Source organism: Variovorax boronicumulans (genome assembly GCF_029892485.1).
Classification (GTDB): Bacteria; Pseudomonadota; Gammaproteobacteria; order Burkholderiales; family Burkholderiaceae_C; genus Variovorax; species Variovorax boronicumulans_B.
This window is the reverse complement of sequence record NZ_JARXVG010000001.1, coordinates 750,146-764,924: the sequence shown is the minus strand read 5'-3', so window position 1 is coordinate 764,924 and position 14,779 is coordinate 750,146. Positions and strand designations below refer to the sequence as shown.

At 66.7% G+C, this 14,779-nt stretch carries 15 protein-coding genes and 1 riboswitch; of the genes, 1 reads left to right on the top strand and 14 read right to left on the bottom strand.

The annotated features are described in order from the left end of the window. Window positions 1-119: 119 nt before the first annotated feature. A complete protein-coding gene (locus tag M2282_RS03610; protein ID WP_280807404.1) occupies window positions 120-1,649 on the bottom strand; it encodes an N-acetylmuramoyl-L-alanine amidase in 1,530 nt (509 codons plus the stop codon). Continuing rightward, window positions 1,646-2,155, bottom strand: coding sequence for a tRNA (adenosine(37)-N6)-threonylcarbamoyltransferase complex ATPase subunit type 1 TsaE (gene tsaE / locus M2282_RS03605; RefSeq protein WP_280807403.1), 510 nt, complete (start codon window positions 2,153-2,155; stop codon window positions 1,646-1,648). The genes M2282_RS03610 and tsaE overlap by 4 nt, the downstream gene beginning before the upstream one ends. Between tsaE and queG the strand changes: the two genes are divergently transcribed. Further along, window positions 2,141-3,223 carry a tRNA epoxyqueuosine(34) reductase QueG gene (gene queG, locus M2282_RS03600; protein WP_280807402.1) on the top strand — a complete coding sequence of 361 codons (1,083 nt, stop codon included), beginning with the start codon at window positions 2,141-2,143 and terminating at the stop codon, window positions 3,221-3,223. The genes tsaE and queG overlap by 15 nt on opposite strands. Here the strand turns inward: queG and arsC are convergent. From arsC to M2282_RS03540, 12 genes are all read right to left on the bottom strand, one after another. Next, window positions 3,220-3,600: an arsenate reductase (glutaredoxin) gene (gene arsC, locus M2282_RS03595; RefSeq protein ID WP_280807401.1), complete on the bottom strand. Its 381-nt coding sequence runs from the start codon at window positions 3,598-3,600 to the stop codon at window positions 3,220-3,222. The two genes, queG and arsC, sit on opposite strands and share 4 nt — an antisense overlap. A 26-nt stretch (window positions 3,601-3,626) precedes the next feature. Continuing rightward, on the bottom strand, window positions 3,627-4,310 hold the full coding sequence (locus M2282_RS03590) for a glutathione S-transferase family protein (protein ID WP_280807400.1): 684 nt from the start codon (window positions 4,308-4,310) through the stop codon (window positions 3,627-3,629). Between the two features lie 32 nt (window positions 4,311-4,342). Then, window positions 4,343-4,855, bottom strand: a complete 513-nt coding sequence (locus M2282_RS03585) for a 6,7-dimethyl-8-ribityllumazine synthase (protein ID WP_042582066.1) — start codon at window positions 4,853-4,855, stop codon at window positions 4,343-4,345. A gap of 96 nt (window positions 4,856-4,951) precedes the next feature. Further along, window positions 4,952-5,115: riboswitch (FMN riboswitch) on the bottom strand. A gap of 93 nt (window positions 5,116-5,208) precedes the next feature. Next, window positions 5,209-6,315, bottom strand: coding sequence for a DNA glycosylase AlkZ-like family protein (locus M2282_RS03580; protein ID WP_280807399.1), 1,107 nt, complete (start codon window positions 6,313-6,315; stop codon window positions 5,209-5,211). Window positions 6,316-6,363: 48 nt separating this feature from the next. After that, a complete protein-coding gene (locus tag M2282_RS03575; RefSeq protein WP_280807398.1) occupies window positions 6,364-7,242 on the bottom strand; it encodes a sugar phosphate isomerase/epimerase family protein in 879 nt (292 codons plus the stop codon). 8 nt (window positions 7,243-7,250) lie between these two features. Continuing rightward, the gene (locus M2282_RS03570) at window positions 7,251-8,438 is read right to left on the bottom strand and encodes a dihydrodipicolinate synthase family protein (RefSeq protein WP_280807397.1); all 1,188 of its coding nucleotides are present in this window, start codon (window positions 8,436-8,438) and stop codon (window positions 7,251-7,253) included. 13 nt (window positions 8,439-8,451) lie between these two features. Continuing rightward, window positions 8,452-9,615: a Gfo/Idh/MocA family protein gene (locus tag M2282_RS03565; RefSeq protein WP_280807396.1), complete on the bottom strand. Its 1,164-nt coding sequence runs from the start codon at window positions 9,613-9,615 to the stop codon at window positions 8,452-8,454. Window positions 9,616-9,656: 41 nt separating this feature from the next. Beyond that, window positions 9,657-11,087, bottom strand: coding sequence for an enolase C-terminal domain-like protein (locus M2282_RS03560; protein WP_280807395.1), 1,431 nt, complete (start codon window positions 11,085-11,087; stop codon window positions 9,657-9,659). 9 nt (window positions 11,088-11,096) lie between these two features. Continuing rightward, window positions 11,097-11,876 (bottom strand): ABC transporter ATP-binding protein, encoded by a 780-nt coding sequence (locus M2282_RS03555; protein ID WP_280807394.1) that lies wholly within the window; start codon window positions 11,874-11,876, stop codon window positions 11,097-11,099. A 44-nt stretch (window positions 11,877-11,920) separates the two neighbouring features. Further along, a complete protein-coding gene (locus M2282_RS03550; protein ID WP_280807393.1) occupies window positions 11,921-12,931 on the bottom strand; it encodes an ABC transporter substrate-binding protein in 1,011 nt (336 codons plus the stop codon). Between the two features lie 41 nt (window positions 12,932-12,972). Beyond that, entirely contained in the window at window positions 12,973-13,746 is a 774-nt protein-coding gene (locus tag M2282_RS03545) for an ABC transporter permease (RefSeq protein ID WP_280807392.1), read from the bottom strand. Window positions 13,747-13,776: 30 nt separating this feature from the next. Beyond that, window positions 13,777-14,769, bottom strand: a complete 993-nt coding sequence (locus M2282_RS03540) for a tripartite tricarboxylate transporter substrate binding protein (RefSeq protein ID WP_280807391.1) — start codon at window positions 14,767-14,769, stop codon at window positions 13,777-13,779. Window positions 14,770-14,779: the final 10 nt, after the last annotated feature.

Genomic DNA, 14,779 nt, shown 5'->3' with positions numbered 1-14,779 from the left:
ATCATCAAAAGGGCCGCATGCGCTGTGTAGGAGCCTGCCGCGCCTGCCTGTGCGGTGTCACAGGCCGCCCTGCGTGGGACAGCAGGCGTGCTTTAGCTTTACAAAACGCTGCGTAGGGATCAGAGCTGGCGGCTGCGCGCCAACGGCGGGTTCTGCGCGAAGTAACGCTGGATGCCGCGCATGAGCGCATCGGCCAGGCTCTCCTGGTAGTCGACGCGGCGCAGGTTGGCTTCTTCCTCGGGGTTGCTGATAAAGGCGGTCTCCACCAGCACGCTCGGAATGTCGGGTGCCTTCAGCACCGCGAAGCCGGCCTGCTCGACCTCGCCCTTGTGCAGCCGCGCACCGATGCCCTTGATCTCGCCGAGCATCGCGCCGCCCAGCTTCAGGCTGTCGTTGATCTGCGCGGTGGTGCTCATGTCGAGCAGCGCGCGCTGCACCTGCACCTCGTGGTTGCCGACGTTGACGCCACCGACCTTGTCGGCGTCGTTTTCCTTGTTGGCCAGCCAGCGCGCCGCGCTGCTCGATGCGCCGCTCTGGCTCAGCGCGAACACGCTGGCGCCGCGCGCGGCGGGCGTGGTGAATGCATCGGCATGAATGCTTACGAACAGGTCGGCCTGCACGCGCCGCGCCTTCTGCACGCGCACGCCCAGCGGCACGAAGAAGTCGGCATCGCGCGTGAGAAAGGCGCGCATCGGGTTGCCGTTGACGCTGCCCGCGTTGATGCGGTCGCGCAGGCGGAACGCAACCTGCAGCACGATGTCTTTCTCGCGCGTGCCGCTGGGACCGGTGGCGCCAGGGTCCTCGCCGCCGTGGCCGGGGTCCAGCGCCACGATGATGATGCGGTCGGTGCGGCTTGCCGTTGCGCCGCCGCGTGCGGCCGCGACGGGGGGCGACACGGGCCGGACCGGCGCGGTGCCCACCACGGGCGGCAGCGGTGCCGGCGCTACGAGCACGGGCGGCGCGGGTGGGCGGTCGCCACCTGCCACGACAGGCGGGGCAGGCGCCGCGGGGCCCGGGCGCATCGACTGCTGCGCCATGAGCTCCCCCAGCGGATCGCCCGCGGGCATTGCGGGGCGCACCGGCGCGGGCGCGGTGCCTGGCGGCGTTGCGGGTGCGGAGGGCGCAATGCCCGCCACCGCGGCGCCGTTGTTGTTGGCGGGGCCGCCGGCCTTGGGCGCATCGCGCAGCCGCTCGGCAATCAGCGCTTCCATCGGGTCGATGGCCTGTTCGGGATACAGGTCGAGCACCATCCGATGCCTGTAGGCCGCCACGGGCGCCAGCGAGAAGACCTGCGGGCGCACCGTCTGCTTCAGGTCGAACACGATGCGCACGACATTGGGTGCGTTCTGCCCGACACGCAGGCCGTTGATGTAGGGATCGCCAGGCTTGATCTTGCCGACCAGCTCGCGCAGTTCATTGTTGAGCTCGATGCCCTCGATGTCGACGGCCAGCCGCGGCGGGCTGCCGACCACGAGCTGCTGCGAGCTGAGCCGTGCATCGGACTCGATGGTCACGCGCGTGTAGTCGGCCGCGGGCCAGACGCGAACGGCGAGGATGGTGGCGCCGCGTGCGATCTGGTGCACGCCGAGCATCAGCGCGATGCTGCCGCCCTGCAGCAGCACGCGCCGTTTCAGGCCGCCCGCCTTCATGCGGCGATGCGCGCCAGCAGGTCGCTGCCGCGAGGGGTGTTCGCGCGGAGGGTCACGCTGCGTGTATCGTCGGTCATTGCTTCGATTTTAATAGCTAGGTCGGCAGGTGGAGTGCGGCCCGCGGCGTTTTCCGGCCACTCGGCCAGCTTGAGGCCCGGGCCCGCGAAGATGTCGCGGAAGCCGGCGTCGTCCCATTCGCGCGGGTCGGCGAAGCGATAGAAGTCGAAATGGAAGATGGCCAGCCCGTCGGGCGCTTCATGCGGCTCGACCACTGCGTAGGTGGGGCTCTTGATGCGGCCCTCGATGCCCAATGCGCGCAGCAGGTGGCGAACGAAGGTGGTCTTGCCGGCGCCCAGGTCGCCTTCGAGGGCGATGAAGGCATCGCGCAGCGCAGGCGCAGCGGCGAGCGACTTTGCGAAGGCGTCGGTGTCGGCTTCGCTGCACCAGCGCAGCGTGCGTGTGGTGCCCTTGGGCGTTTCTACAATCGGCAAGTGATCGTCAGCCATCCACTCGTTGTTCGTATTCAGGCTTTGGCCCGGGAACTCGGATTCTCCCAAATCGGAATCGCGGGCGTCGATTTATCGAGCGCCGAGGACGGTCTGATGCAATGGCTGGCCCATGGGTTCCATGGCGAGATGCAATACATGGCAACGCACGGCACGCGCCGCGCCCGTCCCGCGGAGCTGGTGCCGGGCACCGTGAGCGTGATCACCGCGCGCATGGACTACCTGCCGCGCGACACGCCGCCCGAATGGCAAGCCGTCGAGTTCGACCGCCTCGCGCGGCCCGGCGAGGCGATCGTGTCGGTCTATGCGCGGGGCCGCGACTATCACAAGGTCTTGCGCAACCGGCTCGCAAAGCTGGCCGAGAAGATCGCCGAGGAGGTCGGCCCCTTCGGCCACCGCGCGTTCACGGATTCGGCACCGGTGCTCGAGGCCGAGCTGGCTTCGCGCAGCGGCCAGGGCTGGCGCGGCAAGCACACGCTGGTGCTGGACCGCGATGCGGGCTCGATGTTCTTTCTTGGCGAGATCTACATCGACATGGCACTGCCCGAGAGCGAGCCGGTCACCGCGCATTGCGGCAGTTGCAGCGCCTGCATCGACGTGTGCCCTACGCAGGCCATCGTCGCGCCGAGGCGGCTCGATGCGCGGCGCTGCATCTCGTACCTCACCATCGAGCACGGCGGGTCGATCCCGGAGGAGCTGCGGCCCTTGATGGCCAACCGCATCTACGGCTGCGACGACTGCCAGCTGATCTGCCCCTGGAACAAGTTCGCCAAGAAGAGTGCGCTGCCGGACTTCGACGCGCGCGAAGGGCTCACGGGGCGCACGCTGGCCGAGCTCTTCGCATGGACCGAAGAGGATTTCCTGCGCCGCACCGAGGGCAGTCCGATACGCCGCATCGGGCACGAGCGGTGGCTGCGCAACATCGCGGTGGCGCTGGGCAATGCGGTGAGGTCGGGCGAGGGCGGCGCGAAGGAAGCGTTGGCAACGCGCGCCGAACATCCGAGCGAACTCGTGCGTGAACACGTTGCATGGGGCCTGGCGCAACAGGCTGTCGACCGACCGCTTTAAGCCGGGAGGATCTCGCGCACGCGTTCCCACGGGCGGCACATCAGCGTGCCGCGCGGCGAGACGACGATGGGGCGCTGCAAGAGGATCGGGTTCTCGACGATCGCATCGAACAACTGGTCGTCGGTCCACTTCGGATCGGCCAGCTTCAGTTCTTCGTACGGTGCTTCCTTCGTGCGCAGCAGGTCGCGTGCCGTCGTGCCCATGGCTTTCGTCAGCTCGCGCAACTTCTTCTTCGAAGGCGGCGTTTCCAGGTACAGGACGATCGTCGGCTCCACGCCGCTCTCGCGGATCAAGCCCAGCACGTTGCGCGACGTGCTGCAGTTGGGCTTGTGATAGATCGTCATCGGGTAGTCGGTGGTGGGGGTGCGTGCGGTCATGGTGTCGATTATCGGAAGAGCGGTTGTCAGTCCTTCTTGGCTTCCTCGTCCATCGAGAACGGAAAGCGCGCGGCCCAGAACTCGGCCAGGCGCGGATCGGCGTCCACGCGCCGCACCGCGCGCGCCATGCGCGGTGCCACGCGGTAGAAGCGCCGGCGGCGCGGCGTCCAGCGCGACAGCACCGTCACATAGAGGTCGAGCATGCTGATCCTGTCGCCGAGCAGGTAGGGGGCGGGTTCGTCGATCTGCGTGTCCATCAGGTGCCAGCAGTGCGCGATGCGCTCGGCGGTGCGTTCGAGCATCGCGGGCTGTGCCACAGGGTCGGGCGTGAGGCGCGCGGGCTCGTCGCGCACCCAGAAGAGTGAGTAGATGGCCGCTGGCAGATAGACCATCCAGCGCAGGTAGCGCGCACGCAGCGGATCGTCGGGCGCGGGGCAGAGCCCAGCTTCGGGATAGCGGTCGCCGAGCCAGATCAGGATGGCCGCGCTCTCGGTCATGAGCTCGCCCGAGGGCAGCACCAGCGCGGGCACCTGGCGCATCGGATTGACATCCGCCACGCGCTCGCGTTCGGACTCGCCTTCCCAAGGGGACATATCGACGGTGTCGACCTGCGCGCCGATCAGCGTCAGCGCCGCATGGACCGGCGTGGCGCCCGAACCGGGCGCGCCGTAGAGGGTGTAGCGATCTCTGGAGGCGGATGAAGAGGCCATCCGCGCAGATTACTGCGGACGGGTGCCCGTTGTCACGCAGCCAGCGCCGCGTCCACCTTCTTCAATGCTTCGAGCGTCTTGAAGCAGGCCTCGGCCACTTCCGTGCCCTTGATCGCGAAATGGCGATGGAAGTACTTGCGGTGCTCCACATGCTCGTGGAAGTGGTGTGGCGTGAGCACGGCCGAGAAGATCGGCACGTCGGTCTCGAGCTGAAGCGACATCAGCGTGCTGACCACCGTGTTCGCGACGAACTCGTGACGGTAGATGCCGCCATCGACCACCAGCGCGCAGCCGATGATGGCCGCGTACTTGCCCGAGTTGGCCAGGCGCTTGGCGTGCAGCGGGATCTCGAAGGCGCCGGGCACATCGAAGATGTCGATGAGCTCGCGGGCCACGCCCAGGCGTGCCATCTCTTCGAGAAAGGCGTCGCGTGCCTGGTGGACGATGTCCGAATGCCACTGCGCCTCGACAAAAGCGATGCGCTCGCCGCGCGATGCATTCGACGCGGTGATGGCGGAGAGGGGAAGGTCGTTGATCTGACTCATGGTGTGCCTCTGAAAAGCAGGATTCCTGAATCAGGGCGCACGAAACCGCAAAGCCGACCGCGCGCTCGTGGAAGAACGCGCGTACCGACCCGCATTTCGCGCTCTCTTTCATCCGGACTGTGACCGTCGGCTTCGGAATCGCACCGAAATCTGCTGACCCCTCGGCTTGCTTGCGCAGGCTTCGGGCGCTCGCGGGCTTGTGCGACTTTTACGTCGCCATCACCGCCGGTGGGGAATTGCACCCCGCCCTGAGAACGCTTGCCGTCCGGCGAACCGGACAACGGCGCGATTCTAGAAGCCCCCTTTGGCATGGGGTTGTCGCCCGCGCGCCAGACCTTCAGCCGCGCGGGGATTTATTTGATCGGCGATGCACGCCCCGCGAGGAACTGCGTCATGCGGTGCAGCTCTTCATCGAGGGCTGCGCGGAATGCCGCATCCCGCGGTTTCTTCTCGGCAAAACCGAAGGCCGGCTGCAGCCGGCCTTCGGGTGCAGTCACGTTGGCCCAGCCGATCACGCGGTCGTGCCACAGCAGCGGCAGCGCGTAGTAGCCGAACTGGCGCTTCGGCGCGGGCGTGTAGGCCTCGAATTTGTATGTCCAGCCCCACAGCAGCTCGAAGCGGCGGCGGTCCCACACGACCGGATCGAAGGGCGCGAGCAGGCGCACCGCGTCGTCGGGCGCATGGCGCTTCGACGCCGGGTTCTCGTCTGCGGGCCAGTACCACACGGTGCCGTCGATGCGGCAGCTCGCGAGCTCTTCGCGCGCGAGACGCAGCGCCGCCTGCGTCTGTGCCGCGAGGTGCGGCGCGCCGTAGCCCAGCAGTCGCACAAGGTAAGTGAGGCTTGCGGCGGGGAGCGGCGCGTACTTGCGCACGATCAGTTCGATGAGCGCGGCGGCGCGTTGCGCGCGGCCGGCGGGGCTGTCGTCGGCGGGCATGTGCGTCACTGCTTCGTAGACGCGCGTGCCACTGTCGCGCCGCACCACGCGCAGCATGCCGCGGTAGTGCATGCCGTCGAGCAGGTGCGTGGTCGCGTTGCTCGAGCCGCCCCAGTAGTTCTTGATGCGGCCGTGCGCGAAATGCTGCTCGACCTGGCGCGGATGCACCGGGCCGTGCGCGCGCACATAGGCCAGCACGTCGGCCGCCTTGCGCCGCGTGTCGGCGTCCCAGACTTGCTTGGCTTCGCGTGGGTGCATGAGCGCGAGATGCTCGCGCGGCAGGAAGCCGTAATTGACCAGGCAGTCTTCCTCGATGGCCAAGCGGGTGTAGCGGCTTTCGAGATCGCCTGCGCGGTAATCCTTCACGCGATGGCGCAAGGTCAGGTCTTGCGCGCGTGCCGGGGCGCGGATCGGGTCGGCTTGCACAAAGCCGAGCTGGCGGATCGCGCTCGGCAACGTGGTCGGCTTGAAGAGGGTGCGCGCTACCGCATATCGGCGCAGGTCGTCGAGGGTCGGGTCAGCCATGGGGTGAATTGCAGCACAGGCGGCCGCACTTCGCTTCGGTGCGATGCGTCAGACCGCGCTGCGATGTCGCTCGATGCACATGTCCAGCGTTTCGCTGCCGGGCCGCTGCCACCAGTCGAGGTTCGAAAAGATCTCGACCTCGCTGAAACCTGCAAAGCCCGCCTCTTCGACCCAGCCGCGGATCTTCTTCAACTCGACCACGCCGTCGCCCATCATCCCGCGGTCACTCAGCAGGTCGCGCGTGGGCGTGAGCCAGTCGCAGACGTGGTACGCCAGCAGGCGTTCGCGCCCGGCGCGGGCGATCTGCTGCTGCAGCTTCGGGTCCCACCAGACGTGATAGATGTCGAGCGCCACGCCGAGCATGCCGCTCTTGCCTGCGTCCAGTTCGTCGCAGATGTCGAGCGCATGTTCGAGCGTGTTGATGCACGCGCGGTCGGCCGCCTGCATGGGGTGCAGGGGCTCGATGGCGAGGGGCATGCCGACTTCGCGGGCGTATTCGAGCGATGCGGCGATGCCGTCGCGCACCTCGCTGCGCGCCCGGGCGATATCTTTGTACGCGGGCTTGCTTTCGAGCGCGCCGGGCAGAGCACCGACTACCAGCACGAGGCAGGGGGCATCGAGCGTCTTCGCTTCGTCGATGGCGCGGCGGTTGTCGTCGAGCGCGGCCTTCAGGCCTGCCGCATCGGCAGCGGGGAAGAAGCCGCCGCGGCAGTAGCCCGACAGGCCGATGCCGTGAGCCTTCAGCTGCTTTGCCACCTTGTCGAGCCCGACGGCTGCCACCTGGTCGCGCCAGGGGCTGATCGCGCGGATGCCGCGCTCGGCGCACTGGTCGATGATGTGGTCCAGCGGCACCTCGGCACCCGACTGCTTGCGGATGGTCGCCGTGTTGATCGACAGCCAGTCGTGGTTCAAGGAGAAATTGCGCATGGGCTGGTTCAACCTTCCACGCCGTGCAGCGCCAGCAACGTCTTCATGCGCCGCACCGCCAGCTCGGGTTGCTCCAGCAAGTTCGCCGCATCGGCCAGGCGAAACAGTTCTGCGAAGTGCTGCAGCGAACGCGTGCTCTGCTGGCCCCCCACCATCGTGAAGTGCTTCTGGTGGCCGTTGAGCCAGGCCATGAACACCACGCCCGTCTTGTAGAAGCGCGTGGGCGCCGCGAAGATGTGGCGCGACAACGGTACCGTGGGGCCGAGGATGGCGTGGAATTTCTCGGTGTTGCCTTGGGCCAATGCGCCCAGTGCCGCACTCGCAGCAGGTGCGATGGCGTCGAAGATGCCCAACAGCGCATCGCTCTTGCCGTGCGTGGGCTCGTCGCCAAAGCCGTCGCCAGCAATCAGCTCTGCGTAGTTGAAGTCATCGCCCGTGTACATGCGCACGCCCTTCGGCAGGCGCCGGCGCATCGCGATTTCCTTGTTCTTGTCGAGCAGCGAGATCTTGATGCCGTCGACTTTGTCGGGGTGCGCCGCGATGATGCCGACGGCGGTGTCCATCGCCGCATCGACATCCTTCGTGCCCCAGTAGCCCGCAAGTGCCGGGTCGAACATGTCGCCCAGCCAGTGCAGCACCACGGGCTGCTTCGCCTGGCTCAGGATGCGGTCGTACACGCGCTCGTAGTCGGCGGGGCTCTTCGCCACACGGGCGAGCGCGCGGCTGGCCATCACGATCAGCTTGCCGCCGAGCGCCTCGATGGCGGCCATCTGCTCCTCGTAGCCGTGGATCACGTCGTCCACGTTCTTCACGTCGTCGATGTTCAGGTGGTCGGTGCCGCAGCCCGAGGCGACCAGCGCGCCCGGCACGTCCTTGGCGGCATCGAGCGAACGGCGGATCAGTTCCAGCGACGTGGGCCAGTCCAGGCCCATGCCGCGCTGCGCGGTGTCCATGGCCTCGGCCACGCCCAGGCCCAGCGAGAACAGGTGGCGGCGGTAGGCGATGGTGGTGTCCCAGTCGATGGCCGATTGCAGCCACGGGTCGACGGCCGCGAGCGGATCGGCCACGACGTGGGCGGCCGAGTAGGCGATGCGGTTGAACTTCACGCCCGCTTCGGGCTTCACCGGCGCGGTGCCGCGCAGGGCGTAGGGTGCGAGCGTGCCGCTCGCGGTGGGGAGGGTCAGCGAGAGGGCCATGGCGTGTGCTTCGTCAGCCCTTCAGCGCGGGCACGTCGACCCAGCGGCGGTCTTTCCACGATTCGAGCGCGGCCTCGACCAGCTGCACGCCCTTGGCGCCTTCGGGCAGCGTCCACTTGTAGGGCTCGTTCTCCACCACGTGGCGAATGAAGTGCTCCCACTGGATCTTGAAGCCGTTGTCGTAGACCTGCGAATCCGGAATCTCCTGCCACTGGTCGAAGAAATTCATCATCTGCTTCTCGTCGGGGTTCCACACCGGGCGCGGCGTGGCGACACGCGACTGGGCGCGGCAGCTGGAGAGGCCCGCGACGGCCGAGCCGTCGGTGCCGTCGACGTGGAAGGTCACCAGGTCGTCGCGGCGCACGCGCGTGACCCAGCTCATGTTGATCTGCGCGATCACCGGCTCGCCGTTGTGGCCGGTGAGCTCGCAGGTGGCGTAGGCCGCGTCGTCGGCGGTGGCCTCATACGGCTTGCCGGCTTCGTCCCAGCGCTTGGGGATGTGCGTCGCGCCGATGCACGAGACCGACTTCACTTCGCCGAACAGGTTGTCCAGCACATAGCGCCAGTGGCACATCATGTCCAGGATCATGCCGCCGCCGTCTTCCTTGCGGTAGTTCCAGCTCGGGCGCTGGATGGGCTGAAGGTCGCCCTCGAACACCCAGTAGCCGAACTCCAGACGCACGCTGAGCATGCGGCCGAAGAAGCCTGCGCGGCGCAGCATGTCGAGCTTGCGCAGGCCCGGGAGGAAGAGCTTGTCTTGCACCGCACCGTGCTTCAGGCCCGAGCCTTCTGCGAGACGGGCGATTTCCACCGCTTCATTCAGGTTGGTGGCAATCGGCTTCTCGCAGTACACGTGCTTGCCGGCGCGGATGGCCTTGGCCAGCAAAGTGGGGCGCATCTGCGTGGTGCCGGCGTCGAAGAAGATCGTGTCGTCCTTGTTCTCCAGCGCCTTGTCGAGGTCCGTGCCCCAGCGCGCGATGTTGTGGGCCTTGGCGAGCGCTTCCATCTTCTCGGCGTTGCGGCCGATGAGGATGGGGTCGGGCATGACCTTGTCGCCGTTCGACAGCGTGACGCCGCCTTGCGCGCGGATCGCGCAGATCGAGCGGATCAGGTGCTGGTTCATGCCCATGCGTCCGGTGACGCCGTGCATGATGATTCCTAGACGTTGGGTGGCCATCGTTTTCTTCCTTGAGATGCGAGAGAGATGAGAAGGGGGCTTCAGTAGACGGAACGCATGGCGTCCCACGAGATGCCGGCGCCGGGAATTCCGGTGGCAAAACCGGGCGCGGTGGCAAGCGGCGACAGGGGGAGCTGTCCGCCGCGGATGGCGAGGCGCACTGCGCCGTCGCTCAGTTCATAGAGGCCGGGGTGCAGCTTCAGCAGGGCTTGCTGCTCCGCCTCGGGCACGGCCGCCAGGCCGTTGACGTAGTGGTGTCCGTTGCGCTCGACGTGCGAGAGGCCGAGCCAGCCGACGAGCGCGAGGTCCTGCTGGACGCCGATGCCGGCCTGCATGGTGAGGTCTTCGCCGGAGAGGAAATAGCGCGGCTTGTCTTCTGCCGCGTTCCAGTGCGCGCAGCGCGCCGCGTTGACGACCGACTTGTAGAAGCCCTTGCAGCTCTTGCTCGAGACGCCGGTGTAGCCGAGCGCGCGGGCCTGCACGAAGGCATCGAGCGTGGCGTCGGATTCGTCGATCAGCAGAGGGATGCGCTTGCCCAGCGCTGACACGCTGCGCTCCAGGGCCGCATCGCGGCGGATCGGTTGCTCGACGAATACGGTCTTCTGCGCAAGCTTCCAAAGCACAGGCGTGGACAGCATGCGGTCCAGAAAGACGGCGAAGTCGTCGGCATCGGCGTACTGCTCGTTGCCATCGAGCGTCACGAGCTGCGCGTGGCCGTCGATCACGCGGGCGATGCGCTGGAGGCGGTCGATGTCCTGCGCGGTGTTGCCGCAGAGCTTGAGCTTGAAGTGGGCGAGGCCGTAGCGCTTCACGGCCGCGTCGAGCGTGGTGGGCAAGCCATCGGTGGGCACATCGGGCAGCGCGTCGCTGTCGTCGATGGCATCGGCCAGGCCGGCGGTGTGGCGTGCCGCGATGCTTGCGCGCGGCGATTGGCTGGACAGGAAGGCGGGCATGTCGAAGCCCGCGAGGTCGTCAGCGAGCCCGCTGCCTGCGATGTCGATGCCGCAGAGGTTGGCGCTCATGGCGGTTGCGAAGCTCGTGCCGGCGTGCAGGCACAACGCGTCCATCACGGCGCGGTCGATCAACGCGGGGCCGTAGCTGGCCACCAGCGCCTGCAGGCCCTTGACCTTCGCGCGGGCCTGCAGACCAGCGTAGTTCGAGGCGAAATGCGTCCACGCGGTCTGCGCATCGTCTTCGGCGACGTAGGCATCACGCGCATCGCGCAGTGCAAAGCGCAGCTGCTCGAAGTTCTGTTCGTTGTTGAGGGCCGGGCTCTTGTCGAACCACTTGGGCACCATCATCTCGGCCGCGCAGCCCTCGGCCGTGCCGCCGTTCTCGAAGCGGATACGGGCTCGCACGTACACCTGCGGACAGGCGGTGACGGTGGCGGCACCGAAGCGGAACGGCAGCCGCAGCGCGACATCGCGCTCGGAAAAGCGGATCTCTTCGATGTGAAAGCGGGGCGCGTCCATGTCTCTTGCTCAGTGGTCCAGGATGCCTTGAGAGAAGAAATGCGCGCGCACCACCTTCGTGTACGCACCGAACTCGGCCGAGGCCATCATGTCCAGCGTGCGCGGGCGGGGCAGATCGATGTCGTACACGGCGGCGATGGAGCCGGGGCGCTCGCTCATCACGATCACGCGGTCAGACAGAAAGATCGCCTCGGGGATGCTGTGGGTGATCAGCATCACGGTCTTTTTCGACGCCATCCAGATGCGCTGCAGCTCCAGGTTCATCTTCTCGCGCGTCATCGCATCGAGCGCGCCGAAAGGCTCGTCCATCAGCAGCACCGAAGGGTCGTGCAGCAGCGCGCGGCAGATCGAGGCGCGTTGCTGCATGCCGCCCGAAAGTTGCCAGGGGTACTTGCGCTCGAAGCCCTTGAGGCCAGCCATCTCCATCAGCTCGCGCGCCCGGGCCTGCGAGGCCGCCTTGGGCAGGTGGCGCATCTCGGCCTGCAGCAGGATGTTGTCTTCCACGCTGCGCCAGGGCAGCAGCACCGCGCTCTGGAACACGATGCCCACGTCCTTCTGCGGACCCTTGATCGGCTTGCCGGCCAGCGTGAGCTCGCCGCCGCTGATCGGCAGCAGGCCCGCGACCATCTTGAGCAGCGTGCTCTTGCCGCAGCCCGAGGGGCCGACGACGGAGACGAACTCGCCTTCCTGGATGGCGAAGTCCAGGGGCTTGAGCGATTCGACCGGGCCGTCCTTGCTCTGGTAGGTCTTCGAGACGCCGCGCGCTTCGATCAGGTTGACTTGGGACATGGAGTGCGTGAGAGATGGCAAACAGCGAGCGCGCAGAAGGTGGATCAGTTCGGCAGGAAATCGAGCGTCACGTAGTCTTCAGGCTTGCCGCGCGTTGACGGGTCCATGCCACCGTACTGCACCAACAGATCGAGCGAGTCATTCACGTTCTTCATCGCCACGCGAAACGGCCGTTGGTTGGCCGTTTCCTTCGTGTGATACAGCGCCACGCTCTGCTTCATGCCGACGATCAGCGTGTCGCGCACGCCGGCTTTCGGGTTGGCCTTGAGCATCGCGTCGACCGCTGCCTCTGGGCTCTTCTCTGCAGCTTCGGCGGCCTTGGTGGAGGCGCGCATGAAGCGCTTCACGAGGTCGGGGTTCTCGGTCAGCAGGTTCTTGTTGGCGATGATCCCGGAGCTGATCTGGTTCACGCCCGAGTCGGCAAAGCGGATCGGTGTCACGGGCTTGCCGGTGGCGTCCTGCAGCTTGATGGCCTGGTCCATCACATAGCCGAGCAGCAGATCGGCCTGGCCGTTGGTCACCGCATTGAGCTTGGTCTGGCCATCGCCCGAGACGATCTTCACCTGGTCGGCCGTGATGTTGTTGACCTTGAGAAACAGCGGCCACATCTGCGACATCGAATCGCCGGGCGTCACGGCCACGGTCTTGCCGATGATGTCCTTGGGCGTCTTGATGTTCTTCTCGCTGAAGCCCATGACCGACATCGGGCTCACCTGGAACAGCACGCCGGTCGACTTCAGCGGTGCGCCCTTGGCGGCCGCCTTGATCATGGTGGTGACGTCGATGTAGCCGAAGGTGGCCGACTTGGCGGCCACCGCCTGCGCGGTGACAGCTGAGCCGCGGCCTTCCTGGATGTCCAGGTCGATGCCTTCCTCGGCGTAGAAGCCCTTTTCCTTGCCGAGGAAGAAGGGCGCGTGCTCGCTGTAGAGGTACCAGTTGAGCATCAGCGTGACTTTGTCCTTGGGCTTGTCGGCCTGGGCATGGGCAGGTGCGATGGCAAAGGTCGCCAGGGCCGTGACGGCGACGGCGAGCATCGAGGGAAGCAGTTTCTTCATGGCGGTTGTCTCCGGGTGTTTTCTGGGTATGACGAAGGAACTCACTGCACGTGGCGCTGTGAGGCGTGCCACGGAATCATCAAGCGCTCGACCAGGTCGACGGCGACGAAAAGAATCACGCCGATGCTCGACAGCACCACGAGCGCGGCGAACATCAGCGGCAGGTCGAAGTTGCCGTTGGCCACCTGCAGCACGTAGCCGATGCCCGAGTTGGAGCCGACGAATTCGCCGACCACCGCACCCACCACGGCCAGCGTGACCGATACCTTGAGACCGCTGAAGATCGCGGGCAGCGCCTGCGGCAGGCTGATCTTGAAGAAGGTCTGCAGGCGGCTCGCGCCCATCGAGCGAGCCAGGTCGAGCATGTCGGGCTCTACCGACTTGAAGCCCATTACCGTGGACACCACCACCGGGAAGAAGCCAAGCAGGAAGGCGCTGATCACCTTGGGCAGGATGCCGAAGCCGAACCACACCACGAAAAGCGGCGCGATCGCCACCTTCGGGATGCTCTGCGAGAACACGAGCAGCGGATACACATACGACTCGACCAGCCGCGAGTAGGCGATGACCATCGCGATCGGAATGCCGATGACGATCGTCAGGCCGAAGCCGCCCAGCGTGGCGAGCGTGGTCTTCCAGGCTTCGCTCAAGAGGCGCGGCCATTCGGCCACCAGCTGCTTCACGACCTCCCACGGCGGGGGAATCAGGTAGGCCGGGATTTTGAAGAGCCGGATCGTCAAGTCCCACAGCACCAGCAGCAACAGGATCAGCAGGAACGGCCGCAGGGCCGGGGAGAGCAGGAGCTTGCGGAGCATGACGACGACGGCTGCCTTGTGAAGATTGGCTTACTGCTGGACCTGCAGGCCCGCGGCCTTCACGAGTTGCGCGTTGCTCGCGATCTCTTCCTTGATGTAGGCGTCGAACTGTTCGGGCTTGAGCGTCCATGCATCGGCGCCCAGCTTGAGGAAGCGCTCCTTCACCTCGGGCGTGGCGAGGGCCTTCGCCACCTCGTCGTGCAGGCGGTTCACGATCTCGCGCGGCGTCTTGGCGGGCGCCATCATCCCGATCCAGAAGTTGAACTCGGAGCCGGGCACGCCTGCTTCGGTGGTGGTGGGCACGTCGGGCAGGGCGGCCGCGCGCTTGGGCGAGCCGACGGCGAGCGCGAGCAGCTGGCCGTCCTTGATCTGGCCGATCACCGGGGCGATGGGCGAGAAGTAGTAGTCGACGCGGCCCGAGAGCACTTCGGTCACTGCCTCGCCCGATCCCTTGAAGGGGATGTTGGTTGCATCGATCTTCGCGGCCATCTTGAACTTCTCGGCGTTCAGGTGCGTGGCACTGCCTTGACCGGCCGAGGCGAAGTTCATGCTGCCCGGCTTGGCGCGCGCGGCTGCCAGCAGTTGCGGCAGCGTCTTGATGTTCTTGGCGGGCGAGATGACCAGCGCGTTGGGCAGCGACGAGATCGGCGTGACGCCGGCGAAATCGCCCACCGTGTCGAACGGCAGCTTGGCGAAGGTCGAGGGGCTCACCGTGTGCGAGGACGAGTGAATCATGATCGTGTAGCCGTCCGGCGCGGCCGTGGCCACCGCCTGCTGGCCGATGGTGCCGCTGGCGCCGCCGCGGTTGTCGATGACGAGCGTCTGGCCCATGCTGGTGCCCATCTTGTCAGCGATGGCACGGGCAATGATGTCGGTGGTGCTGCCGGCCGCGAAGGGAACGATCACCCGGATCGGCTTGGTGGGGTAGCCGTTCTGTGCGGATGCCAGGCCCGGCATCAGGGCGGCCAGGCAGGTGAGCGCTGTAAGAGCTGCGGTTGCAGTGGTGCGTGCAAATGGCTTCATGGGTGTCTGT